At 58.1% G+C, this 22,726-nt stretch carries 23 protein-coding genes and 1 pseudogene; 17 read left to right on the forward strand and 7 right to left on the reverse strand.

Features of this window, described 5'->3' with window-relative positions; all coding sequences use genetic code 11:
- The first annotated feature begins 55 nt into the window (after positions 1 to 55).
- Entirely contained in the window at positions 56 to 814 is a 759-nt protein-coding gene (locus ACZ1G7_RS16865) for an electron transfer flavoprotein subunit beta/FixA family protein (RefSeq protein ID WP_472660540.1), read from the forward strand.
- Complete coding sequence (locus ACZ1G7_RS16870; protein ID WP_472660541.1) at positions 814 to 1,740, forward strand: electron transfer flavoprotein subunit alpha/FixB family protein; 927 nt, start codon at positions 814 to 816, stop codon at positions 1,738 to 1,740. Before ACZ1G7_RS16865 ends, ACZ1G7_RS16870 begins: the two co-directional genes overlap by 1 nt.
- Positions 1,741 to 2,107: 367 nt before the next feature.
- On the opposite strand, the gene ACZ1G7_RS16875 is transcribed toward ACZ1G7_RS16870, so the two are convergent.
- Both ACZ1G7_RS16875 and ACZ1G7_RS16880 read right to left on the reverse strand, forming a co-directional pair.
- Positions 2,108 to 3,268, reverse strand: a complete 1,161-nt coding sequence (locus ACZ1G7_RS16875) for a tyrosine-type recombinase/integrase (RefSeq protein ID WP_472660542.1) — start codon at positions 3,266 to 3,268, stop codon at positions 2,108 to 2,110.
- 186 nt (positions 3,269 to 3,454) lie between these two features.
- Positions 3,455 to 4,300: a DMT family transporter gene (locus tag ACZ1G7_RS16880; protein ID WP_472660543.1), complete on the reverse strand. Its 846-nt coding sequence runs from the start codon at positions 4,298 to 4,300 to the stop codon at positions 3,455 to 3,457.
- A gap of 171 nt (positions 4,301 to 4,471) precedes the next feature.
- Between ACZ1G7_RS16880 and ACZ1G7_RS16885 the strand changes: the two genes are divergently transcribed.
- The 12 genes from ACZ1G7_RS16885 to ACZ1G7_RS16940 all read left to right on the forward strand — a co-directional run bounded on the left by ACZ1G7_RS16885 (position 4,472) and on the right by ACZ1G7_RS16940 (position 13,887).
- Positions 4,472 to 6,844 carry a DUF1989 domain-containing protein gene (locus ACZ1G7_RS16885; RefSeq protein ID WP_472660544.1) on the forward strand — a complete coding sequence of 791 codons (2,373 nt, stop codon included), beginning with the start codon at positions 4,472 to 4,474 and terminating at the stop codon, positions 6,842 to 6,844.
- 36 nt (positions 6,845 to 6,880) lie between these two features.
- Entirely contained in the window at positions 6,881 to 7,093 is a 213-nt protein-coding gene (locus ACZ1G7_RS16890) for a DUF2805 domain-containing protein (protein ID WP_472660545.1), read from the forward strand.
- A complete protein-coding gene (locus ACZ1G7_RS16895) occupies positions 7,090 to 7,476 on the forward strand; it encodes a hypothetical protein (protein WP_472660546.1) in 387 nt (128 codons plus the stop codon). Before ACZ1G7_RS16890 ends, ACZ1G7_RS16895 begins: the two co-directional genes overlap by 4 nt.
- A gap of 237 nt (positions 7,477 to 7,713) precedes the next feature.
- A complete protein-coding gene (locus tag ACZ1G7_RS16900; RefSeq protein WP_472660547.1) occupies positions 7,714 to 8,271 on the forward strand; it encodes a hypothetical protein in 558 nt (185 codons plus the stop codon).
- Between the two features lie 334 nt (positions 8,272 to 8,605).
- A complete protein-coding gene (locus ACZ1G7_RS16905) occupies positions 8,606 to 9,235 on the forward strand; it encodes a hypothetical protein (RefSeq protein ID WP_472660548.1) in 630 nt (209 codons plus the stop codon).
- The gene (locus tag ACZ1G7_RS16910; RefSeq protein ID WP_472660549.1) at positions 9,236 to 9,556 is read left to right on the forward strand and encodes a hypothetical protein; all 321 of its coding nucleotides are present in this window, start codon (positions 9,236 to 9,238) and stop codon (positions 9,554 to 9,556) included.
- Positions 9,553 to 9,882 (forward strand): hypothetical protein, encoded by a 330-nt coding sequence (locus tag ACZ1G7_RS16915; RefSeq protein ID WP_472660550.1) that lies wholly within the window; start codon positions 9,553 to 9,555, stop codon positions 9,880 to 9,882. Before ACZ1G7_RS16910 ends, ACZ1G7_RS16915 begins: the two co-directional genes overlap by 4 nt.
- Positions 9,883 to 9,998: 116 nt before the next feature.
- Positions 9,999 to 11,342, forward strand: a complete 1,344-nt coding sequence (locus ACZ1G7_RS16920; protein ID WP_472660551.1) for a DUF6638 family protein — start codon at positions 9,999 to 10,001, stop codon at positions 11,340 to 11,342.
- Positions 11,339 to 11,608, forward strand: coding sequence for a hypothetical protein (locus tag ACZ1G7_RS16925; RefSeq protein ID WP_472660552.1), 270 nt, complete (start codon positions 11,339 to 11,341; stop codon positions 11,606 to 11,608). The genes ACZ1G7_RS16920 and ACZ1G7_RS16925 overlap by 4 nt, the downstream gene beginning before the upstream one ends.
- Before the next feature lie 11 nt (positions 11,609 to 11,619).
- A complete protein-coding gene (locus tag ACZ1G7_RS16930) occupies positions 11,620 to 12,309 on the forward strand; it encodes a DUF1523 family protein (protein WP_472660553.1) in 690 nt (229 codons plus the stop codon).
- A gap of 9 nt (positions 12,310 to 12,318) precedes the next feature.
- Positions 12,319 to 13,089 (forward strand): alpha/beta fold hydrolase, encoded by a 771-nt coding sequence (locus ACZ1G7_RS16935; RefSeq protein ID WP_472660554.1) that lies wholly within the window; start codon positions 12,319 to 12,321, stop codon positions 13,087 to 13,089.
- A gap of 99 nt (positions 13,090 to 13,188) precedes the next feature.
- A complete protein-coding gene (locus ACZ1G7_RS16940; RefSeq protein WP_472660555.1) occupies positions 13,189 to 13,887 on the forward strand; it encodes an MIP family channel protein in 699 nt (232 codons plus the stop codon).
- A 144-nt stretch (positions 13,888 to 14,031) separates the two neighbouring features.
- Here the strand turns inward: ACZ1G7_RS16940 and ACZ1G7_RS16945 are convergent, their stop codons facing one another.
- Both ACZ1G7_RS16945 and deoC read right to left on the reverse strand, forming a co-directional pair.
- Complete coding sequence (locus ACZ1G7_RS16945) at positions 14,032 to 16,338, reverse strand: aldehyde dehydrogenase family protein (RefSeq protein WP_472660556.1); 2,307 nt, start codon at positions 16,336 to 16,338, stop codon at positions 14,032 to 14,034.
- Between the two features lie 4 nt (positions 16,339 to 16,342).
- On the reverse strand, positions 16,343 to 17,335 hold the full coding sequence (deoC, locus tag ACZ1G7_RS16950; RefSeq protein ID WP_472660557.1) for a deoxyribose-phosphate aldolase: 993 nt from the start codon (positions 17,333 to 17,335) through the stop codon (positions 16,343 to 16,345).
- 123 nt (positions 17,336 to 17,458) lie between these two features.
- On the opposite strand from deoC, the gene rpe reads away from it, so the two are divergent.
- The 3 genes from rpe to ACZ1G7_RS16965 all read left to right on the forward strand — a co-directional run bounded on the left by rpe (position 17,459) and on the right by ACZ1G7_RS16965 (position 20,002).
- Complete coding sequence (gene rpe / locus ACZ1G7_RS16955) at positions 17,459 to 18,139, forward strand: ribulose-phosphate 3-epimerase (protein WP_472660558.1); 681 nt, start codon at positions 17,459 to 17,461, stop codon at positions 18,137 to 18,139.
- Between the two features lie 178 nt (positions 18,140 to 18,317).
- Complete coding sequence (locus tag ACZ1G7_RS16960; RefSeq protein WP_472660559.1) at positions 18,318 to 19,244, forward strand: ABC transporter ATP-binding protein; 927 nt, start codon at positions 18,318 to 18,320, stop codon at positions 19,242 to 19,244.
- Positions 19,241 to 20,002, forward strand: coding sequence for an ABC transporter permease (locus tag ACZ1G7_RS16965; protein WP_472660560.1), 762 nt, complete (start codon positions 19,241 to 19,243; stop codon positions 20,000 to 20,002). Before ACZ1G7_RS16960 ends, ACZ1G7_RS16965 begins: the two co-directional genes overlap by 4 nt.
- On the opposite strand, the gene ACZ1G7_RS16970 is transcribed toward ACZ1G7_RS16965, so the two are convergent.
- The 3 genes and pseudogenes from ACZ1G7_RS16970 to ACZ1G7_RS16980 all read right to left on the reverse strand — a co-directional run.
- Positions 19,992 to 20,783, reverse strand: coding sequence for a CE1 family esterase (locus ACZ1G7_RS16970; protein WP_472660561.1), 792 nt, complete (start codon positions 20,781 to 20,783; stop codon positions 19,992 to 19,994). The two genes, ACZ1G7_RS16965 and ACZ1G7_RS16970, sit on opposite strands and share 11 nt — an antisense overlap.
- 69 nt (positions 20,784 to 20,852) lie before the next feature.
- On the reverse strand, positions 20,853 to 22,043 hold the full coding sequence (locus tag ACZ1G7_RS16975) for a PAS domain-containing protein (RefSeq protein ID WP_472663754.1): 1,191 nt from the start codon (positions 22,041 to 22,043) through the stop codon (positions 20,853 to 20,855).
- A pseudogene (locus tag ACZ1G7_RS16980) lies at positions 22,029 to 22,541 on the reverse strand (chemotaxis protein CheB); the annotation flags it as partial. The gene ACZ1G7_RS16975 and the pseudogene ACZ1G7_RS16980, both read right to left, overlap by 15 nt.
- Positions 22,542 to 22,726: the final 185 nt, after the last annotated feature.

The following is a 22,726-nucleotide window of genomic DNA, read 5'->3' on the forward strand; positions in this document are numbered from 1 at the left end:
GATCTTATGACCGAAGCAGACAATTCAACCCCGCAAAAAAGATTGGAGTCAATGAATGAAGGTGCTTGTTCCCGTCAAACGCGTGATTGACTACAACGTGAAGGTCCGCGTGAAAGCGGATGGTTCCGGAGTCGATCTTGCCAACGTGAAAATGTCGATGAACCCGTTTGACGAGATTGCCGTCGAACAGGCGATCCGCCTGAAAGAAACCGGTCAGGCCGACGAAGTTGTCGCTGTTTCCATCGGCGCCAAGCAGTCTCAGGAAACTCTGCGCACAGCACTTGCGATGGGTGCCGACCGGGCGATCCTCGTGGTTGCGACCGATGACGTGCACAATGACATCGAACCGCTGGCCGTGGCCAAGATCCTCGCCAAGGTCGTGGAAGAAGAGCAGCCGGGCCTCGTGCTTTGCGGCAAGCAGGCCATCGACAATGACATGAACGCCACTGGTCAGATGCTGTCTGCGCTCATGGGTTGGTCCCAGGCCACCTTCGCCTCTGAGGTCGAATTCACTGGCGACAAGGCCAAGGTCACTCGCGAAGTGGACGGCGGTCTGCAGACCATTGAGGTCTCCATGCCCACCGTCATCACCGTGGACCTGCGCCTCAATGAGCCGCGCTATGCCTCGCTGCCCAACATCATGAAGGCCAAGAAAAAGCTGTTGGATGAAAAGACGCCCGAAGACTACGGCGTAGACGTTTCCAACCGTTTGGAAATCGTGAAGACCGAAGAGCCAGAGGCGCGCACCGCTGGCATCAAGGTCGGCTCTGTTGAGGAGCTGGTAGAGAAACTCAAAGAAGCGGGGGCTGTGTAATGGCTGTTCTTCTTCTCGCAGAAGTAAACGATGGCGAATTGGCGATGGATGCCACTGCCAAGGCCGTGACCGCAGCCAAAGAACTGGGTGATGTGACCATTCTGGCCGCCGGTCGCTCTGCCGCCGCGGCAGGTGAGGCTGCCGCCAAGATAGACGGTGTGTCCAAGGTGCTGGTCGCTGAAGACGCCTCGCTGGGTCACCGCCTTGCAGAATCCACAGCTGCTCTCATCGTATCGCTGGCCGATGAGTATGAGCACATCGTGGCACCCGCCACCACCGACGCCAAGAACGTAATTCCCCGCGTGGCCGCCCTGCTGGACGTGATGATGATCTCCGACGTGTCTGCCGTTGTCGACGGCAACACGTTCGAGCGTCCGATCTACGCAGGCAACGCAATCCAGACGGTCAAATCCAATGACGTCAAGAAGGTGGTCACTTTCCGTACGGCAACATTCGATGCGGCTGTTGAAAGCGGTTCCGCGGCGGTGGAAACCGTGAGCGCGGCGGTTGGTCCGGGCCTGTCTTCCTGGGTGGAAGACAAGGTGGCTAAAAGCGATCGGCCCGAACTGACCTCGGCCGGCGTTGTGGTCTCTGGCGGCCGAGGTATCGGCTCTGAGGAAGACTTTGCGCTGATCGAAAAACTAGCCGACAAACTTGGCGCCGCCGTGGGCGCCTCCCGCGCCGCCGTCGACTCGGGCTATGCCCCGAATGACTGGCAGGTGGGCCAGACTGGCAAGGTCGTGGCACCTGATCTCTATGTCGCGGTCGGAATTTCTGGTGCAATTCAGCACCTTGCGGGCATGAAGGACAGCAAGGTCATCGTCGCGATCAACAAGGATGAAGAAGCACCGATCTTCCAGGTGGCAGACTTCGGCCTCGTGGCGGACCTCTTTACGGCCGTGCCTGAGTTGCTCGAAAAGCTCTGACCGCCGACGCCAAGTGTCACCAATAAGAAATTGGAATCAATTTCTGGAAGTTTGTTCTTTCTCGTACTGCTTTGGCGAGCTTGTTGCTGTTTCAAAGTGTTGATAGCGGACGTTGGATTGAACCAAATAAATTCCCGCTTTGTCTCGCGATGCAGTCATGCAGCATACCAAAATGCTGTGCTCACGGGGCTATGTCCGCTTTGCGAGCTGCAATTGCAGCATCTTGAACCGGGGGCGAAGGTCCGCAATGGGCCGGACTGAATTGATGTCGCGCAGCATCCAAGGTCGCATACCCTACTTGATTGGGTTCGATCCATTCAGATGTGAGAGTATACCAGCTGGGCCGGATTTTCCGAGTTCAGGCTAACTAGTTTGGCGAAGATTTGCGGTTTCCAGTGCGGTTCGCCCAAGCGTCCATAAGGTTACGCCGCTTGTCGAACAGGTCCGACCTTGCATAGGCCGCCTCTGCCTTATCCTTGATGCCATGCGCCAGCGCCGCTTCGATCACTTCGCGTGGGAAACCGGTGGTCTCGCCCGCCCAATCGCGGAAGGTCGAGCGGAAGCCGTGGACGGTGATGTCCTTGCGTTCCATGCGGCGCAAAACGGCGGTCATGCTCATGTCGGAGATCTGTTTGCCGGGTTTGGTTTCGCTTTCGAAGATCAGCTTGTCGTCTCCACGTTTGTCACCCAGCTTGGCAAGTGCTTCGTTGGAAAGCGGGACGCGGTGTTCCTTGCCCGCCTTCATGCGATCTGCTGGGATTGTCCAGACCTTCGCCTCAAGGTCGATCTCGGCCCAAGTCGTGCCACGGGTTTCTCCAGATCGTGCCGCCGTTAAGATGGTGAAGCCCAAAGCCCGCGCCGCCACACCTTTTCGGGTTTCCAGTAGCGCCATGAAGTCCGCTACTTCCGCATGAGGCAAGGCGGGGTGGTGTTTGACCGCGCGTACCTTTTTGGGTTTTGGCAATAGGTGATCCAGATGCCCACGCCAGCGGGCTGGGTTGTCACCGGTGCGGATGCCGAGCGCAGCGGCGTAATCAAGCACCGCTTCTATGCGTTGCCGCACACGGTTTGCTGTCTCCGGTTTGGCAGACCAGATCGGAGTAAGCGCGGAAATCACGTCAGCGGTTTCAATCTTAGCGACTTGAATCTGCCCTAACTTGGGGAAAGCATAGGTTTCGAGTGTCGATGTCCATTGCGCAGCGTGTTTGACGCTCCTCCAGCCGGGGCGCTTGCTTGCGATCAATTCGAGCGCCGCATCCTTGAACGTTTTGGGCTTGGCTTGCTGTTTATTTGCAATCGGGTCCTCGCCTTCGGCAATCATCCGGCGGGCTTCGGTCGCACGGTCGCGAGCCATCGCAAGTGTCACGTCTGGAAAAGAGCCAAGACCCAAATCCCGTCGCCGCCCTCGGACCTGATACCGAAGCACCCACGACCGCGCCCCAGAAGGTTTGACGTAGAGGAACAACCCGCGCCCGTCGCCGTGGCGGCCGGGTCCTACCGTCTTTACTTTTTGCGCACTCAAGGTCATGTCGTTCCCACATTTATTCCCACACTTTTTCCTGATTTAGGATGATTGTGCACGAACGTCAATGAGCGGTTATGAAATTATATAACTGTAAAAAACAAAAAATTACAGACATGCTCGAATATGTATGAACGTAGAAAAACAGTAGTTATACGGACTGTCTGTCCGCCACCCTCCCTTTTCAAGCCATCACAGCGCCAGATAGCCGATCCCGGCAAAGCTGAGCGCGACTCCGCCCCATTGCGCGGGCGTCATGCGTTCCTTCAAGAACGCCCATGCCATGACGATGGTCAGAAGCCCGAACACCGACGATGCGACGGACGCATATTGCGCGTCCGGCAACCCGCCCGCGGATAGCACGCAGATCAGCGCAATGCCGTCCAACACACCCATAGTGATCAGAACCGGCAGCGCCCGCCTGCCGGGCCAAATCGGCAGGCGCAGGCCCAGTATGATCGCCGCCAAAAGAACGATGGACACCAAACGTGTGATCAAAATGGACGGCAAATCCTCCGACAGGGACGCGGCCTGCTGGCCCAGCGCGAAGGTGCCCGCAAAGCCAATGGCTGCGACCAGCGCGTACAGGATCGTGCGAGCCTTCGGGGGCACATCTCCGTCGCTGTCATCTGACAAGCTTGCCACGACAGACACCCCGATGATGATGCAGATGACGGCGCCCCATTGCCACGGCGTGACCGTGACCCCGGTCAGCACAGCCCAACTCACCGACAAGATCGGGTAGCTGGCGATGATGGGCGCGACAAGCCGAACGGGGCCGCGTTGAAACGCGCCATAAAGGCCAAGGCTCGCGATCAAAAAGAACACGCCCGCGCAGGTGGCATAGGTAAGGGCCGGGCCGCGCACCTGCGCGAAGGCCCCCTGCGTTGCCATCAGCGCGGATTGAAACACGGTGCCCGCGATCAGCACCGCCATAAGCGAAGCCATCAACGGGGTGTTTTGACTGACTTTGCGCACCGCAAGATCGTGCAGCCCCCAGCAAAGTGCGGCGATCAGGCCAAGCGACAAGGCGCCCATCAGGGCTGCGTCCCGAAAAGCGGGCGCCCGAACAGGCCCCGGCCCAAAACGTTGAATTGATTATTTCTCATGTAGGATGCTGGTCGCTCTTGCCGGGAGGCACAGGCCTCGTTATTCTCAGTATTAAATTTTTATTCCGCTCATGCAACATGGGCATGGGAGGGAAATCGGATGCTCGATCAAATTTATCCCAAGGTCCAGCCCGGACCGCCGCACCCCAGCGCAATTATTCAACCCGGTGCCTTTTCGATGCCTCCCGGCACAGAACGCTATGTTGTCGAAGGGGCCGGGGCCGCGCTGATCCCGGTGGAACCCGGCGACACGGTCACGGTGATCAATAGCGAAGGCGGGCAGGTGGCAGAACTGGTCGCCGCCGACGCCAAGGGCGCGATTAATGCGGGCATTCTGAGCGCAAAAGCGAACGCGCAGGCCGCCGGGCTACGCGCGCTTTTGATGAGCAATGATCAATCGCTGCGCGGGCTGCGCATGGGGCTGGACGCGCGCGGCATTGATCTGGCCGATGCGCAAGCCGTACATCTGTTCGGCCCTGAGACGCGCGCCAAGGCTCAAGAAGAGCTAGTGGTGCAACGCGCAGGCGTTGTGATCATCGCGGCCCCGGGCCCCGCGATGGATATTGAACGTCAGGACACCAGCACGCCGCTGACCGTGATGGTCAAACGCGCGGTGATCAAATCCCACGTCAAATTTGAGCTGCCTGACCCTTTGGCCGACATCAAAGACGACATTCGCGTGCATTCCGCCACGGCGGAAGCGTTTTTCGTGAAAGCTGGCGACTATATCCAGATCATTGATGTAGATGGTCGGCAATGCACTGATTTTGAATGTTTTTCCGCGCGCAAGCTCGATAAGGGGATCGAGCATGCTTTGGATGTTACGACCACCCGCACGCTGATGGGGCATGCCTATCCGATGCCGGGCCTGCATGCGAAATACTATGATCAGGAAATGCTGCCATTGGTCGAGGTGGTACAGGACACATGCGGGCGGCATGACGCCTTCGCGCTTGCGTGTTCCGCCAAATATTACGACGATATCGGCTATCCCGGCCACGCCAACTGCTCGGACAATTTCAACACCGCCTTGTCGAAATTCGATGTCACGGGGCGGCCCGGCTGGATGGCGATTAACTTCTTCTTCAACACGTTTCTCGACGAGCACGGCGTGATGTATTCCGACGAGCCGTGGTCGCGCCCCGGCGACTACGTGTTGCTGCGCGCGCTGACCGATATCGTCTGCGTCAGCTCGGCCTGCCCGGATGACACGACGGCGGCCAATGGCTGGAACCCCACCGACATTCACGTCCGCACCTATTCAGGCGTGGAAAAATTCCAACGCTCGGTCGCGTACCGGCCCACCCCTGATGCGGAAATGAAAATGACCAAGCAAACCGGCTTTCACGACAGCTTCGCCAAGCACACCCGCAATTTCATCGAATATAACGGCTACTGGCTGGCCAATTGCTTCGCCGAGGCCGGCCCGATCGAGGAATACCACGCCTGCCGCCAGGGCGCCGTCATCATGGACCTCTCACCCCTGCGCAAGTTCGAAGTCACCGGCCCCGACGCCGAGGCGCTGTGCCAGTATATTTTCACCCGCAACATGAAGACCCTGCCCGTGGGCGGAGTGGTCTACACCGCGATGTGTTATGAGCATGGCGGCATGATCGACGACGGCACAGTGTTCCGGTTGGGCAAAGACAATTTCCGCTGGATCGGCGGCAATGATTACGGCGGGGACTGGCTGCGCGAGCAGGCGGAGAAACTGGGCCTGAAAGTGCTGGTGCGGTCTTCAACCGACCAGCTGCACAATGTCGCCGTCCAAGGCCCCAAGTCGCGCGACCTGCTGCGCAAAATCACCTGGACCGCGCCGCATAACCCCGAATTCGACCAGCTCGGCTGGTTCCGCCACACGCCCGCGCGTCTGATGAATGAAAGCGGCACGCCCTTCGTGCTGTCGCGCACCGGCTACACCGGCGAGCTGGGGTATGAGGTCATGTGCCATCCCAAACACGCTGCCGAAATTTTCGACGCGATCTGGGAGGCGGGCGCAGAGTTTGACCTGAAGCCGATGGGGCTTGAGGCGCTCGATCTGGTGCGTATCGAGGCCGGTTTGATCTTCGCGGGCTACGATTTCTCCGACCAGACTGACCCGTTTGAGGCCGGCATCGGCTTCACCGTGCCGCTGAAATCCAAGGAAGACGACTTCATTGGCCGCGACGCCCTGATCCGGCGCAAGGAACATCCGCAGCGCAAACTTGTGGGCCTCGATATCGGCAGCAATGTCGATGTGGGCCACGGCGATTGCATCCATATCGGGCGCGCCCAGATCGGGGAGGTGACGTCCGCCATGCGCTCGCCGCTTCTAGGCAAAAACATCGCCATGGCGCGGATCGATGTGGCCCATGCAGCGCCCGGCACGCAGATCGAAATCGGCAAGCTCGACGGCCACCAAAAACGCCTGCCTGCCACGATCCGCACGGATTTGGCGGCGTTTGATCCCAAGAAGGAGCGCCCCCGCTCGTGACTTGCCAAGCCGCGCGCGCCCGCTACGTTGCCGGTGATGAAAACGACCCAACTTCCCGAGGCGCATCAAAGCGAAATCGTGCAGATGGCGCTGTCGGATCATGTCAGCTTCGCCGATATCGAGGCCGAATACGGGCTGAAGGAAAAGCAGGTCAAGGCGCTGATGCGCGACCGGCTGAAAACCGGCAGCTACAAAGCCTGGCGGCGACGCGTGCGCGCGTTTGGCAGCAGGCGGGCGCAGTATAAATGAGGTGCAGGACGCTACTCGCGCTGATCGCCGCGACCCTGACGACCCCGGCAAGCGCCCAGGCGGTCAAGCTGAAAGCCCATGAGATCGCGGCGCTTCTGACGGGCAACACCGCCGTCGGAACATGGGAAGGCCAAGCCTACCGCCAATATTTCGCCTCCGACGGCTCCACGATCTACGCGCAGGAAAACGCGCGTTCCACCCGTGGCCAATGGCGCATCGACGCGGAGCGCGACGAATACCAATCCATCTGGCCGCGCGACGCGGACTGGGAAGGCTGGTTCGTCATGGAATGGGCGGGCGAATTCTTCTGGGTCTCGAAAGCCACGCCCCCCACAGCTTTCAAGATCCTAGAAGGCCAAAAACTTGCCTTTGTCCCTGACTAGGGAGGGTGGAAGTCCGCTATGCGGACTTTCCAGACTTTCGTCATATCGCCCCAGATGTCCGCTTACAGAAAATTTGCGTTGAGCGCAGCAAGAAATTTACCCACACCGCAATCCCCAAACAATCCAATGGTTAAGAAACGAAGGGTTTCGGCACAATTGACCAAGAGGGTTTCCAATTGGACTCTTCGGAGGACTTGGTAAATTGAAGATATAAATTTTTTCACCAAGGAGATTCAGATGCCCGACGATCTGCCAGAAAAATTCAAAGCAGAGGTAAGAAATCAGGCTGTCAAACAGGTAACCGCGTGGATGCTTGCAGGGTTCGGATTACTCATAGTAGCCGCATTCACAGGTTGGGGCCTCTACCTCAAGCCTAAAATTGATGCTTACATTCAACGAGCATCAGAAGGGGTTCCGTTGAACGCAGTGGTTGCGTTTGATAGCCGCGCGGGTTGCCCCAACGGTTGGGATGATATGGGGACCAGTTGGGGAGGCAAAGTCCTTGTTGCTGCCGTACAAGACGCAAATGAACCGTTTGCCTTTGGCAGGAGTGGAGGGCGATATGAAAATGATCTGCGTATGCCCCAACATAGCCATTCTTTGTCCTATCTTTCCATTAAGGCACCTGGACTCAGCATTGATGACGCAGGTGATGCTTCGAACATCCCCTACTTCAGCAAATCCAGCAAGGAACTGGGTGTGTCAAACAATGGAACGGGTTCTGCTGGAGGTGGCGAAACTTATGACAATATGCAGCCGTACATTGCGATCTATTTTTGCAAAAAAGGGAGTTGATGAACCTCTGTGGCTGGTTACATTCGCGCAGCCAGCTTTTGATTTAAGTGTAGAACTGGTGACGCCTTGCCGTTGTCATCGTGTGGAAACAGCAACGAGCTACTACTGTTTCACTCACGATAAGTGGGTTGCCATGCCGAGCAAACAGCTCTCTTCCTAGCTCTTCTCGTCATACAAGCAGACAATCATGCGCCCTGCAGCATCGGTTAAAATGGGCTCATTCCCGCCTTTGAGATTTTTCCCAAAACAACCAGCGTGGCTTCGAACCAAGTCTGAAAAACCAAATCTTCCGCGGGCACTAGCCGTCGTTGCCTCAGAAAATGTATAGAAAGGAATGACCAACGCCTTAGCCTCTCCTCGCACTGCTGCCTTGCTGACCTTTGCCTTGCTCGCTTTCGCTTTTGCCTTGGCCAACTACACCCAAGACATGGGCCTTCTCTCCCTCATCCCACCCCCAACCGACGCCAACCCGAACCCTGCGCCCGACGTCACGCCGGACCGGGTCTTTTCGCTCTATCTGTCTGCCTATACCGCTTGGGCCGCGCTGATCCTGCTCATTCCGGCCTATATCTTCATCTGGTTCAAATCCCGATATCACAGCTGGCTCGCCTTCTGGGCGGCGAGCTATGTGGCTTATATCGTCCATCTCTACATCTCCGCCTTTTGGTTTTTTGAAGGGGATTTCACCGCCATGACGACCTCGTCGCGTGTGTCGGCCTTTTGGCCGGGGATGGTGATCCTTGTGTGGTGGGGTGTCGATGTGTTGATTGGCTTGGCCAACTGGCAGGGCAGGTGGGTCACCGTGCAGCGCGTGTTTGTGCATGTGTTGGTGTTCGTGCTTTTCGTCGGCGGTTCCGCCGTAAAGGGGGAAACCACAACAATACAGCTGATGGGTTGGGCCTTGCTTGGCACGGGCGTGGGCGCAATGGTGGTCTACCAACTCAACCGAAGAAAGGCCGCATAAATGGCCGCACTTTTCCTTGTTGTCTGGCTGATGCCCGCCGCATGGGGCGCGTTTTCGGGCTATTGGCGTGCGGCGCGGCCGGCGCTGGACATGGCGGATTTCGCCAAAGATATCGGCATCGCGGCCATGACCGCTGCCGCCCCGATCTTCATGTTCCACATGCTTTGGGCGGGCGCGTTTATGGAGATGTCGGGCGGGCTGTCCGCGCTTGGCGCATGGGCGTGGTACTGGTCTTGGCTAACGGCGCTTATTTGGTTTCCGCTGATGGTGATCGCCTATATCTGGCGCTCGCTGAGGATGAAACGGCAGGGTCAATCATGAATGTGTATCTTGTTTCGGTTTATCTCTTTATTGCGGCGATGCTTTGCGTGCTGGGCTGGCTTTGGTCGTTGCGGCTCTTTTTGCGTCGGGGGAAGGGCGTTTGGGGCGTAGTCTTGCAGGCTGTAACGGGCTGTATCACGCTGCTATTTGCATTGTTTGTTCTGACATGGGTGGTCGTCGTGCCGCTCAATATTGGGTTGATCAGTGAAGCAGAGCTAGAACAGATGCCGCCGCTTTGGGCCGTCGCACTGCTCTTTGCCTGGTTGCCGCTGATGTTGTATCGTCTCATCGTGTTGGCGCGGCGGCAGAAACGGGTCTTGCAATAGGATCAGAAAGACGCACAGTCGGGCGAAATATGCACCTTAATATCTGGTAAATAAAAATTGAAACCCCATATATATCATATGGTTATAAAATCCCCCGCATGCGGGGCTTCATTCAAATGATGCGGCTCATCCAAAAAGGGTTGATGTTTGGCAACCTGTTTCATGTCGGCTCCCCCGCCTTGGTGGAGCGCTATAATCGAGCCCTGAAACATCTCACCGGCAAGACCACCAAGCTCACTGATTTTCACATCGATATCTCCGGGTTCGCCCCCGAGGTCGCCGATGATCTGGGCGATGATCTCTACCTCAACCCCAACGGCTGCAACCGGCAGTTTATTCTGCTCTCGACCGAACAAAAGACCGCCCCGCTGCTGGATGCGAAATTTTCCACCGCACGCGGCATCCTGCGGCAGTTTATCGAAGATAACGAGGCGCAACTCTTCGCCCTGACGGCCCGCGACGCGGTCGCCGGCGAGCTGGTCAATTCGATCTACACCGTCGACAAACCGGCACATCTGTTTGATATCCGCAAAATTCAAATCGAAGCCGACACCACCGGCGGCCATGTCGCCGAGGCCGGGAAGCTCAGTGGTATGATTGATGAATTCCGCAGCCGCGAGGACGCATGGTGGGACGACGTTCTGATCGCCGATATGATCACGCTGGCCAAGAAAACCGGCGACGTCACCCGCACGCCGATCCATTTGAAAGAAACCGATTTTGAGCAGGCGAATTTCTGGACTTCGCATTTCGGGGGACTTTATATTTTCCGCGACGTGGACGAGCCCGCGACAATTTCGGTGGGGCCCAAAGATGACCTAGGAAAGCTGCCCACCAAGCTGACAATCGGGTTTGACGAACGCAACAAAATCGCGGCCTTTCTGGACGAAAATGACCTTGTTGAGCCGATTGTTAAGGCCAAGGGTGTCAACGCCGTATCCATCCTGCGCCAGAAGCTGGATTTCATCATTGTGGATGTCGCGGCAGGTATGGAAGCTGACCTGACCGGCCTCAGACGTCGCGACCTGCGTGCACTTGCCCGGCGCTACGCCAAGCATCTGCCGCGCGAATTTCACCAGCTCAACGATCTGCTCAGATGGGCGGAAGGCGGCGGCGGGTGGCCCCGGATCACGTCAAAGGACCCGGCCTATTTCTACACGCTACGCGCCACGAACCACCCGGACCGCGATCTGGTCAACCAGCTTCTGGCCGAGCTTGCGCCGCTGGATGTGCGTCAGCTGTTCATCTGCCACAAGCAGCTGTTCTATGCCCGCTACGCGACCTGGCCCGAGGAGAAGAAGGAATTTGTGGCCAACTTCCTGGAGCGGGAGTATCAGGTAGATAAGGCCGGCACGCGCGAGGCGCTGTTCGGGGCGGAAGAGGCGATGGAGCCCACCGCACCAGAACGCGATATCGTCGATGTCGTGGGCCCGTGGGGAGCCGTGAGGAGGGGGCGATGATACTAGGAATTCTTAGGCTGATGGTCCTGGCTTTCGTCGTCATGCTCATCGTTTACTTTATCCTGTCGACATGGTCGCGCTCCGTGCGGCGTGGCAAATTGGCGGAAGAGTGGGATGAAGGCGCGCAAAGCGGCGACCGCGATGCGTTCATCGAGGAGGGGCTAGAGCTTTACGACGGCTCGCTCCGCCGCAAATTGATTTTCGGGGTCTTCATCGTGCCCTATCTCGTGATTGGCGTGCTCGTCTACATCGTGAATTTCCAGTAAGGAGAAACCCTATGCATTACGTCAAACGCGCCTTTTGGACGGTGTTCTGGGTGCTCTTGCTGGCCTTCCTGCACTACACGTTGCCGCAACGCGATATCGCCCGGATCGTGGAAACCGAGGTGCGCCGCGTAGATTTTGGCGAAAACTCCTTGTTCTGGGCGGGCGCTGACACTGGGCAGGATGCGACCGGGGTGAACCGCGATATTCGCTTTGTGAATACGGTGCGCAAAACCACCTATCTGCTGGGGTTGATCCAAACAGGCCGCGAACGCCCGATGGTTTACCGCAATGAAGATACCGGCTGGGGCTGGCCGCCCTATTTCAAGCTCGATAGCTCTAATCTGCAGACGGAGCTGGCGGATAACAAATCCACCTCAGCGGCTCCGCAATGGGTGGTCTTGACGCACTATGGCTGGCGCAACGAATTCCTGTCGATCTTCCCAAATGCTGTCGGAGTGCGCCCGATTGAGGATCCGAACACGCGGCTTATTCCGTGGTTTAACATCCTGATCTTGATCATTCTGGCAGGGCTGATGCTGGGGGTTTACCGGCTGACGCAATGGTTCCGGCGCGAAAAAATCGATCCCATCGTCGACAGCGCTCAGGACACTTGGGACGGCGTGGATGCCTATGCGGATGAGAAACGCGCGGGCATGCGCGGCTGGCTCGACAGTTTCAAAGGCAAGAAGAAGCGCTACTAGGCCGGTTCGGTGAAAAAGGTGCTGGTCGGGCTGATCGCGCTTTATGCGCTCTATGCGGTGGTGATGATCTGGCTGCATCCGCGTTTCATCTACCCGTTTCAACCCGATGATGTGGTGTTGGACGGGTTCGAACGCGTTGAACTTAAAGGCGAAGACGGCACGCCGATCTATCTGCAAGAACGCAAAGGCGCGGGCCCCGTCGTGCTGTATTACATGGGCAATGCCGGGGCGCTGAAGCTGTTCGAAACTGCTTTCACGCCCCATATTGCAGCCGACCGCCATGTCATCGCTTTAGAATATCGCGGCGGCGCGGGCCGGCCTGGCGTGCAAAGCGAGGCAGTGTTGAAATCTGATGCGCTGATCGCGGCCGATTATGGGCTGGCGTTCGGCAAGCCTACTGTGGCGCATGGCTATTCACTGGGCACTGGGCTTGCTACTTACGTGGCCGCAAACCGTCCCGTTGACGGGGTGGTTCTGGCCGCGCCATATGACCGGCTGTGTCGTTTGCTTTCGCAGCGGTCCTATCTTCCGGCCTGCTACCTGCCTTTCGTGCAAAAGTGGAAGTCGCTTGATGACGCGCGTCGCGTCACGGTGCCGATCCATGTGCTGCACGGCACCGAGGACGCGTTGATCCTGCCCGAACGCAGTGCAGCATTTGAAACACTTCCCAATGTGACCCGCAGCTTGATCGCGGGCGCGGGCCATACCGATATCGGTTCTTTCCCGGCCTACCAAACCGGGCTTGCAGCCGCCTTCGAGCATCTCAAATCCGCCGACTGACGGGGCGTAAATTGGGGGAGAAACCGGGTGTTTCTCCCATATATTCGCGCCCGCAAAAGACCGATTATTCCCACAACTTAATTTGGTGGGAGTGACACTATGCAGAAATATATCGCGGAGGCATTTGGGACCTTCGTTCTTGTCTTTTTCGGTGTTGGGTCCGCTGTGCTTGCGGGCGGTGGGATTGGTATTGCAGATGCGATCTCAATCACCGGGATCAGCTTCGCATTCGGTATCTCGGTTGTCGCCATGGCCTATTCCATCGGCCAAATCTCGGGCGCGCATCTTAATCCGGCGGTCTCGATGGGCGCCTTGGTCGCGGGCCGGATCGACGCGAAAGATTTCGTGGGCTACGCGATTTTCCAGACGCTCGGCGCCATTGTTGCAGCGGCGCTGATCTATTTCATGGCGACCAACACTGTCGGTGGCTACGACATCGCGGCCAACGGTTTGGGCCAAAACGGTTGGGGCCCAGATTACGGTGGGGAGTTCTTCATGATCTCTGCCTTCATCTTTGAGGTCGTCGCGACGGCGGTCTTCCTGGTGGTAATTCTGGGCGTCACCTCAGATAGCGGCCATCCGGCCTTTGCGGGTCTGGTGATCGGCTTGACACTAGTAATGATCCACCTCGTCGGCATTACCATTACGGGCACCTCCGTTAACCCCGCACGCTCTATTGGCCCGGCGCTTTTCGCTGGCCCGCAAGCTTTGTCCCAGCTCTGGCTTTTCATCGTGGCCCCTCTGCTGGGCGGTGCATTAGGCGGATTTCTACATAAAGCGCGGGTGACTGCGCCGTAGATAGACTTCCCCCGGAAGTTCGCCTCTTGGGACGCCCGGCTGCCTCAGTCGGGCGTTTCCCGTTTTTGGGGTTCTTTTGAGAGTTTAGGGCAGCTCTCGACCGCGGGCGTCGGGCTGCCCGGTGGTTCACACCGGGCTTGTAGATCACTCCCCGTAGGGCACCCAGATGTTCTTTACCTCGGTCGCAGCGGCCAACATCCCTTTCGTCGACAGAAGTGCAGGGGCAATCAGTGTCCGCTTCAAGTTGGTCACGGAACCAGCCTCGATCACCTTGGCCAGATCTGTCGACGAAAAGCTCCATACTGCATCAATATCAGCATGCGCGCCCATATGCGGGGCCAGCTCTGCATGCGACCCGGTCAAGATGTTCACCACGCCGCCCGGTACGTCTGAAGTCTCCAGCACCTGAATGAAATCCGTGGCCGCCAGCGGGAACGGCTCTGAGCCCGCCAAGACCACCCGGTTTCCCATCGCAATCGCGGGCGCCATCACGCCAACCAACCCCGCCAAAGGCGCGTCATCCGGGCAGAACGCGCCAATCACGCCCACCGGTTCTTTCATCGCCATGGCCACGCCGCGCATCGGCACGCCGTGGACTTGCCCATCATATTTGTCCGCCCATGCGGCATAGGTGAAAAGCGTCGAGATTGCGGTATCGACTTCTTTGCTGCCCGCTTTGCCGGTCATCGCCTTCAAGCGCGCGGCAAACTCATCCGCACGCGCGGACAGGTTTTCGGCCAGATAATACAGGATTTGTGCGCGCAGATGCCCGGTGGTCTTTGACCACGCTTTCGCGCCCTGCGCGGCCTCCACCGCGTTGCGCAGGTCCTTGCGGTTGGCGAGGCTTACCTCCCCCAGTGCCGCGCCTTTTGCGCCATAGACGACACGGGAATATCCGCCATCGGGCCGCGCCTGCTTGCCGCCAATGTACAGCTTGGCCGTCCGGTCAATGGGGTCGCTTAACCCGCCTTTGCCTTCAAACGCCACAACGGGTTTTACAGGCTTTGGCGTCACCTTCGCCCGCGTATAGCCCGCCAGGCCTTCCCAGCCGCCTTCGCGCCCGAACCCGCTTTCGCGCACCCCGCCAAAGCCTGCCGCCGCGTCCATCATGTTGGTGCCGTTCACCCACACAATGCCGCTGACCAGCTTCGGCGCGATATCGAGCGCGAGGTTGATGTTTTCCGACCAAACGCTTGCGGCCAGCCCGTAGCGGGTGTCATTGGCAATCGCCACAGCCTCCGCCGGAGTGCGGAAGGTAGTAGCGGCCAAAACGGGGCCAAAAATCTCTTCCTGCATCAGGGTTGAGGCGGTCGAGAGACCGGTGATCAGTGTCGGCGGGTAAAAACACCCGTCCGGTGCCTCGGTTTGAAACAGCTCGCCGTCGGTATTGGCGTCGACCATCGCCTTGATCGTCTCAAGCTGCACCGGGTCCACAATCGCGCCCACATCAATGCACTTGTCCAGCGGGTCGCCCACGCGCAGGCCCTGCATCCGCGCCTTCAGCTTCGTATAGAATTTCTCTGATACGCCTTCTTGCACCAGCAGCCTTGAGCCTGCGCAGCAGACCTGCCCCTGATTGAACCAGATCGCGTCGACCAAGCCCTCAACGGCGCTGTCGAGATCCGCGTCGTCAAACACGATATAGGGCGACTTGCCCCCCAGCTCCAAAGACAGCGCCTTGCCGCTGCCCGCCGTCGCCGCGCGTATCTTGCGCCCCACCTCGGTGGAGCCGGTGAAGGCGATCTTGTCGACGTCACTGCCCACGATCATTTCGCCCGTGCGCCCGTCGCCTGTGACGATGTTCACAACACCTGCAGGCAGGCCGACCTGCGCGCAAATCTCCGCAAACAAAAGCGCGGTCAGCGAGGTATATTCCGCCGGTTTCAGCACCACCGTGTTTCCCATAGCGAGGGCAGGCGCGACTTTCCATGCGAGCATCAGCAGCGGGAAATTCCACGGAATGATCTGCCCGCAAACGCCCAAAGGCGCGCGGTCGGGCAGTTCTTCTTCCATCAGCTGCGCCATGCCCGCATGGAAGTAGAAATGCCGCTGGGCGAGCGGCACATCAATATCGCGCGCCTCCCTTATCGGCTTGCCGTTGTCCATGACCTCAAGAACCGCAAAAAGCCGCGCATGTTTCTGCAACGCCCGCGCAAGCGCATAAAGATATTTGGCCCGACTATGCCCAGACGTCTTTCCCCAACTCGCTTGAGCCTTGCGCGCCGCCTTCACCGCAACGTCCACGTCTTTCGCTGTGCCTTGGCTGATTTGCGCGAGCGTGTCGCCCGTCGCCGGGTTGTAGGAGGCATAGCCTTTGGCCGGTTTTGTGAAACTGCCGCCAATGAAATGCCCAAACTTGCCAGCATGCGACGCAATCCACTCCAGCGCTTCCGTATTGCTTTCCGGGGCGGGGCCATAGTCCATGGTTTCAAAAATCTCTTTGACGGTCATGATTTTATCCCATTGGGTGGCGGTAGGAGGCGGAGTAGGCACCGGTGACGTGATGCTCTAGCTGTCGCTCGATATCATTGAGCAAGGACGATGCCCCGAAGCGGAACAAATCCGGCTGCAGCCAGCGATTGCCCAGCTCATCTTTCATCAGCGCCAGGTAGATGATTGCGTCCTTGGCCTTGGAAATGCCCCCTGCCGGTTTGTAGCCGACATGGTGGCCTGTGGCGTCATGATAGTCGCGGATGGCGCGGATCATGGTCAGCGAGACGGGCAGGGTGGCGTTGACGCTTTCCTTGCCGGTGGAGGTCTTGATGAAATCCGCACCCGCCATCATGCAAATGAGCGAGGCGCGGGCGACGTTGCGCAAAGAGCCCAGCTCACCCGTGGCCAGAATGGCTTTCACATGCGCATCGCCACAGGCAGCACGGAAGGCGCGCATTTCATCATAAAGCGCCTGCCAGTTCTGGGTGAGCACATGGCGGCGCGAAATGACGATGTCGATTTCGCGCGCGCCAGCTTTGACGCTCTCCTCGATCTCGGCCACGCGCAGATGGAAGGGGGAGAGGCCCGCTGGGAAGCCGGTGGAGACGGCGGCCACCGGAATGCCCGTTCCGTCCAGTGCATGGGCGGCCGTTTCGATCATGTCGTGATAGACGCAGACCGCGCCGGTTGTGATGTCGCCCACGCCCAATGCCGTCTGAATGTCGGCCCGTACCGGCTGGCGCGCCTTGGCACATAGGCGGCGTACGCGGCCCGCTGTGTCGTCGCCAGACAAGGTGGTCAGGTCGATGCAGGTCACGGCCTTCAGAAGCCATGCGGCCTGAAAATCCTTCTTGACGCTGCGCCGTCCGGGTAAGGTTTTTGCACGCCGTTCAATGGCGGAGGTGTTGGCCTGCACCGCCATGACCCAGTCAAGGTCCAGATCGGTGCCGGGATTGCGGGGCAGATGCACTTGCGGCAGCTGCGAGGTTTCCAATTGGGTGATGGTCTCGGCCATGGGGGCTCCGGGGTGGCTGAACGTTTTCTTGGTCGCATGTGGCAGCGCGCAGTGCAAGGCAGAGGTGGTTTTCAAACGCCCAGATGCACGTTAGGGAAGGTGTGCAGTCAACAGGAGTATCCCATGGGTTTTGATCGGTCTCTTAAAATCGCGCCGTCTATCTTATCTGCCGATTTTGCCAATTTCGGTCTGGAATGCGAGGCGATTGAGGCTGAGGGCGCGGATTGGGTGCATGTTGATGTGATGGACGGGCATTTTGTGCCCAACATTACCTTTGGGCCCGCGACCTGCGCGGCGATCCGGCCGCATATCAAGACGGTGATGGACGTGCATCTGATGATCGCGCCGGTGGATCCCTATATCGAGGCTTTTGCGCAAGCTGGTGCGGATGTGATCACCGCCCATGTTGAGGCTGGCCCCCATATTCACCGCACGTTGCAAGCCATCCGCGGGACCGGGGCCAAGGCGGGCGTGGCGCTGAATCCGGGCACGCCGGTGGAAAGCGTCGACTACCTTCTGGACATGGTTGATTTGGTCTGCGTGATGACGGTGAACCCCGGCTTTGGTGGTCAGAAATTTATTCACAGTCAGGTCGAAAAAGTGCGCAAGCTGCGCGCAATGATTGGCGATAGGCCCATTCATATTGAGATCGATGGCGGTGTAACGCCTGAGACCGCGCCACTAGTGTTTGAGGCGGGGGCTGATGTGTTGGTTGCGGGCTCCGCCGTGTTCAAAGGCGGCTCGGTCGCTGACCCTGCACCTTATGGCGACAACATCCGCGCCATTCGAACCGCCTGCGCTTGATCCTATGGAGCGGCTGCGCTGCGCGCGATACTTTTGCTCTTGGGAAGCTTCGCTTCCCGCCGCAAGGGCAGCCCATCAGAGTATTTCTGACAAAACGAAGCAGGGTCAATGTGCGCTGATGCGGCTTTCATGCGGTCGGTGGCGGATTTAGAGTGCGGAAAAATTGGAAAGCGAGACGATGTCAGAGATTGTCAAAGTGCAAAACCTGCAGAAGACCTATGAGGGCGGGTTTGAAGCGCTTAAATCGGTCTCTTTGGACATAGAGGAGGGAGAAATCCTGGCCTTGCTTGGACCCAATGGCGCCGGAAAAACAACCCTTATATCAACGATTTGCGGGATGGTGACGCCGACGGGCGGGCAGGTCAGCGTCGGCGGGCATGACATTGTCACAGATTTCCGCGCGGCGCGGGAATTGATCGGGCTTGTGCCGCAAGAGATCAGCCTTGAGCCGTTTGAGAAGGTCATCAATTCCGTACGCTTCACGCGCGGGTTGTTTGGGAAGAAACGCGACGATGCAAAGCTGGAGCAGATCCTGCGCGCGCTGTCGCTTTGGGACAAGAAAGACGCGCGGATCAAGGAGCTTTCGGGCGGCATGAAACGCCGCGTTTTGATCGCCAAGGCGCTCAGCCATGAGCCACGGGTGTTGTTTCTGGATGAGCCCACGGCGGGTGTCGATGTCGAGCTGCGCCGCGACATGTGGGACGTGGTGCGCGGTCTGCAGGCCGACGGGGTGACCATCATTCTGACCACTCACTACATTGAGGAAGCAGAGGCGATTGCCGACCGGGTTGGTGTGATCTCCAAGGGTGAGATATTGCTGGTTGAGAAGAAGGACGCTTTGATGGCCCGCATGGGTCAGAAAGAGCTGCAGATCGAGCTGCAGGAGCCGCTAGAGAGCATACCGAAAGCGCTGACCAGCTACGGGTTGATCCTGGAGAGCGACGGAAGAAAACTCACCTACCAGTATGACACGCGGGCAGAACGCACCGGCATCACGACATTGCTGACCGATCTGTCGGCACAGGGTCTGGTCTTGAAAGACGTCGCGACAAGGCAATCCACGCTTGAAGATATCTTTGTCGGTCTGGTGGAGGAGCAAGCATGAATATTCAAGCTATCAAGGCCATCTATATCTTCGAGATGTCACGGTTTTTCCGCACGCTGACGCAGAGCTTTGTATCGCCGGTGCTGTCGACGTCGCTTTACTTTGTGGTGTTTGGCACGGCCATCGGGTCGCGTATCAACACGGTTGAGGGGGTCAGCTACGGTGCCTTCATCGTGCCCGGGCTGATCATGCTGTCGGTGATGACGCAGGCGACGGCCAATGGCAGCTTCGGCATCTATTTCCCCAAATTTCTGGGCACGATCTATGAGCTGCTCTCTGCCCCGATCTCCTTTTTCGAGATCGTATTGGGCTATGTCGGGGCTGCCGCGACCAAGGCGCTGTTTATCGGGGTGGTGATTTTGTGCACCTCATTTTTCTTTGTGGATCTGCAGGTGGCTCACCCGCTGGCGATGATCGCGTTTTTGGTGATGACCTGCGTGAGCTTCTCGCTTCTGGGGTTCATCATCGGGATCTGGGCAAAGAGCTTTGAGCAGCTGCAACTGGTGCCGCTTTTGGTCATCACGCCTTTGGTGTTCCTGGGTGGGTCGTTTTATTCGGTCTCGATGCTGCCGCCCGTTTGGCAGGCAATTACCATGTTCAACCCGGTGCTGTACCTGATCTCAGGCTTTCGCTGGGCATTTTTCGGGGTGGCGGATGTGCCTGTCGGGGTCAGCCTGCTGGCGATCACGCTGTTTACCGGGGCATGCCTGGCGATCATTGGCTGGATGTTCAAAACCGGCTACCGGATCAAGAGTTAAGCCCTAGAAGCTGATCAAGCTGATAGGCGAACCAGCCGCGGGGAATAAAATGCCCACGCGGGTGGGTGTCGAGGATGACTTCGCCCTGCGCGCAATCCGCCCAGATCGTGCGGCTGAACTGGTCGCGATCCGTGGTGGCGTAGCTTTCGGTTTCGAACATTGGCCCGCAGTCCAGCATGTCGCGCCACAGTTTCGCAGCGTAGCCAGTATCGCCGCCCGGCCCGAAGGGAAAATCCAGTACATTGTCTGTGAGCCCGTGGACGTGGCGGACCTCTTGCGGGTGCGTCTCGCAAGGCTCATTCTGATCGAGCGTGCCTGAGACGGCCAGCAGAGCGCGCACGTCGGTGCCGTTTTCACACGCGTATCGCCAGGCCATGTTTGACCCCCAAGAATAGCCCGAAACAAAGATTTGCGATCGGTCGATTGGATAAGTTTTGGCCGCGTCTTCCAATACGGCGGCGGCAAAATCTGTGTCACGGCTGCCGGGCTGCCAAAAATCCCAGCTTTTGTTCAGCCCGTTTGGCGCCAGCAAAAGCACCCCGCGTTTGCGCGTCGCGCCGGAGATACGGCCATGTTTGACGATCAGCGTGCCCTGCCGCGCCCAGCCGTGGAAATGCAGCATAACGGGCATCGGTGTGACCCCGTCCCAATCGTCGGGGACTTTTACGTGGTAAGATCGATCGCCTAACTGACAGGGGGTCTGGTCAGTGCAGGCCCGGGCGCTGTCGGGCAAAATATGTCCGAGCAATGCGAAGAGGACGAAAAGGGCAATACGTGTCATCAGCCGGAGCCTTTCAGAAAGATACCCGACTGTAGACGCGATGTGCCCGATTGTGGCGTCACAAGCGCGTCAGTTTTTGAGGTCTTGGACCCGCATTGTGCCAAAATAATTGGTCACGGCCCCGGCATTGTTGCGGGTCACATCCATCATCAGGCTCATATCAACCGTCTTGCCCTCCCCAGTTTTAACCTTGAACGTGTCCTTGATCGGGGTGCCGTCGTCGATCATCTTTTGGCGTGCAGCGATAAGCTTGGGCTGATCGGCCTTGGCGGTCATCTCAAGGATGCTTTTAAAATCAGCTTCTGTGTCCGTGTCAATTTGCAACAAGTTGTAGACGCTGGGGCTCCAATAGGCGCGGTCGATCAAAACGTCGTAAGACACAAAGCCAATGCTGTTGGCATCCAATTGGACCTGCAGCTCATTGAACCTTGTTTCTGTTAGTTTTTCGCCGCTGATGTCGCGGAAAGAGCCGATTAAGGCGGTTGGGGCACCGGACGCGTCCTTGATCGTCTGGCCCAATGAATGCACCCAAACTGCCTGTCCGTCGGAATGCATCAGACGGGCGCGGAAATCGAAACCGGAATGGTCTTTGATGGCGCGCCCAACACTTTGCGCGACCAGTTCTTGGTCGTCAGGATGGTAGGCCTCGATCGCTGCATCAAGCAGGGGGACGCCTTTTTTTGGATCGTACCCGTGGATCTCATAGACCCGGTCTGACCAGTAAAGCTTGTCATCCTCGAAATCGAGCCGCCAATAGCCGGTTTCCGACAAGTCCTCGACCAACTGCATCCAGGTCTTTGAAATGTCTGCGGCGATGATCGATTCAAGAATATCTGCTGTGACGTCACTGGCAAAGACCACGATATTCACACGCCCGGTGCCCGGATCTGTATAGGCCTGCCGGTTGCAGGCCAGCCAAATCGGTTGTTTGCCGCGGGGCTGCAATTTGATGGCGCTGGTATGGGGTTTACCTTCTAACAGGGCGCGCATGTGATGATCAGGGCCAAATTTGGCGTTGCTCAGCAGGTCATCTACCGTCATCCCAAGGACCTTGTCGCGTCTTACGTCCAGAGCCTGGGCCATGCGTTCGCTGATCCGTGTTACTTTGCCCTGATCGTCATGCTGCAGCACGTAGACCGGCGCGTTGGACAGGAACTGGTTAAGCTCGGTGGCAAGAGATTGCGTCGCCGGGGAACGCAGGAACAGCAAGGTGGTGCCGATAATCTGGCCAGCATCGCCGCTGAACGGTGCACATTGCACGGTGTAGGGCCCGCCATCGGTTTCGAAATCGAATGTGATATTGTTGCCCAGTTGCAGAGCCTCATTGCAAATCTCGACCAGTCGCGGGAAGCCGTCGGGCAGGTGAATTTGGCTCAGGTGAGGGTTGCGTTGGGGGCCTGAGATGTTGAACAGCCGCATTGCTTCTTGCGACGCACGCGCGACTTGCAGCGCATTGTCGAGCACCAGCAATGGCACAGGAACAGTTCCCAAAAGCGAACCCAGCTCCGCATTTAGGCCGCGCAGCTCGGAGGCGTTGACCTGAAGCTCTTCGTTGACGGTGATCAGCTCTTCGTTGGTCGATTGCAGTTCCTCGTTGGAAGTCTCCATCTCTTCATTGGTGGCCTGCAATTCCTCATTGGTCGACTGCAATTCCTCGTTGAGCGACTGCAATTCCTCATTCGAGGTTTCCAGCTCTTCGATGGTCTGTTGAAGCGCCTCGCGGGTCGAAGCCAGCTCTTGGTCGAGCTCGCGGAAATGGTCTTCCGACAAGGTTTCGCTTTTGTCAGGCACCCGGTGGATCTTGTCGAACTCTTCTTTCGGCCAGGAATTGATGATCAGCAGAGCCGGTTTTTCTTCAATGGACGGGATCTTGAGCGGAATTGCTTCAAGGCGGATGATATTTTCGCCCATCTCATCGATGGTATGTTTGGTCCCGATGCGCC

The sequence above is a fragment of the Litoreibacter sp. JB4-2 genome (assembly GCF_055693445.1).

Coding starts and splice junctions, on each gene's coding strand:
- ACZ1G7_RS16940 (WP_472660555.1), top strand. CDS start 13,189: ATGCAGAAATATATCGCGGAGGCATTTGGGACCTTCGTTCTTGTCTTT.
- ACZ1G7_RS16905 (WP_472660548.1), top strand. CDS start 8,606: ATGACCAACGCCTTAGCCTCTCCTCGCACTGCTGCCTTGCTGACCTTT.
- ACZ1G7_RS16970 (WP_472660561.1), bottom strand. CDS start 20,783: ATGACACGTATTGCCCTTTTCGTCCTCTTCGCATTGCTCGGACATATT.
- ACZ1G7_RS16915 (WP_472660550.1), top strand. CDS start 9,553: ATGAATGTGTATCTTGTTTCGGTTTATCTCTTTATTGCGGCGATGCTT.
- ACZ1G7_RS16900 (WP_472660547.1), top strand. CDS start 7,714: ATGCCCGACGATCTGCCAGAAAAATTCAAAGCAGAGGTAAGAAATCAG.
- ACZ1G7_RS16910 (WP_472660549.1), top strand. CDS start 9,236: ATGGCCGCACTTTTCCTTGTTGTCTGGCTGATGCCCGCCGCATGGGGC.
- ACZ1G7_RS16885 (WP_472660544.1), top strand. CDS start 4,472: ATGCTCGATCAAATTTATCCCAAGGTCCAGCCCGGACCGCCGCACCCC.
- rpe (WP_472660558.1), top strand. CDS start 17,459: ATGGGTTTTGATCGGTCTCTTAAAATCGCGCCGTCTATCTTATCTGCC.
- ACZ1G7_RS16880 (WP_472660543.1), bottom strand. CDS start 4,300: ATGGGCGCCTTGTCGCTTGGCCTGATCGCCGCACTTTGCTGGGGGCTG.
- deoC (WP_472660557.1), bottom strand. CDS start 17,335: ATGGCCGAGACCATCACCCAATTGGAAACCTCGCAGCTGCCGCAAGTG.
- ACZ1G7_RS16945 (WP_472660556.1), bottom strand. CDS start 16,338: ATGACCGTCAAAGAGATTTTTGAAACCATGGACTATGGCCCCGCCCCG.
- ACZ1G7_RS16960 (WP_472660559.1), top strand. CDS start 18,318: ATGTCAGAGATTGTCAAAGTGCAAAACCTGCAGAAGACCTATGAGGGC.
- ACZ1G7_RS16965 (WP_472660560.1), top strand. CDS start 19,241: ATGAATATTCAAGCTATCAAGGCCATCTATATCTTCGAGATGTCACGG.
- ACZ1G7_RS16890 (WP_472660545.1), top strand. CDS start 6,881: ATGAAAACGACCCAACTTCCCGAGGCGCATCAAAGCGAAATCGTGCAG.
- ACZ1G7_RS16865 (WP_472660540.1), top strand. CDS start 56: ATGAAGGTGCTTGTTCCCGTCAAACGCGTGATTGACTACAACGTGAAG.
- ACZ1G7_RS16875 (WP_472660542.1), bottom strand. CDS start 3,268: ATGACCTTGAGTGCGCAAAAAGTAAAGACGGTAGGACCCGGCCGCCAC.
- ACZ1G7_RS16870 (WP_472660541.1), top strand. CDS start 814: ATGGCTGTTCTTCTTCTCGCAGAAGTAAACGATGGCGAATTGGCGATG.
- ACZ1G7_RS16895 (WP_472660546.1), top strand. CDS start 7,090: ATGAGGTGCAGGACGCTACTCGCGCTGATCGCCGCGACCCTGACGACC.
- ACZ1G7_RS16920 (WP_472660551.1), top strand. CDS start 9,999: ATGATGCGGCTCATCCAAAAAGGGTTGATGTTTGGCAACCTGTTTCAT.
- ACZ1G7_RS16930 (WP_472660553.1), top strand. CDS start 11,620: ATGCATTACGTCAAACGCGCCTTTTGGACGGTGTTCTGGGTGCTCTTG.
- ACZ1G7_RS16925 (WP_472660552.1), top strand. CDS start 11,339: ATGATACTAGGAATTCTTAGGCTGATGGTCCTGGCTTTCGTCGTCATG.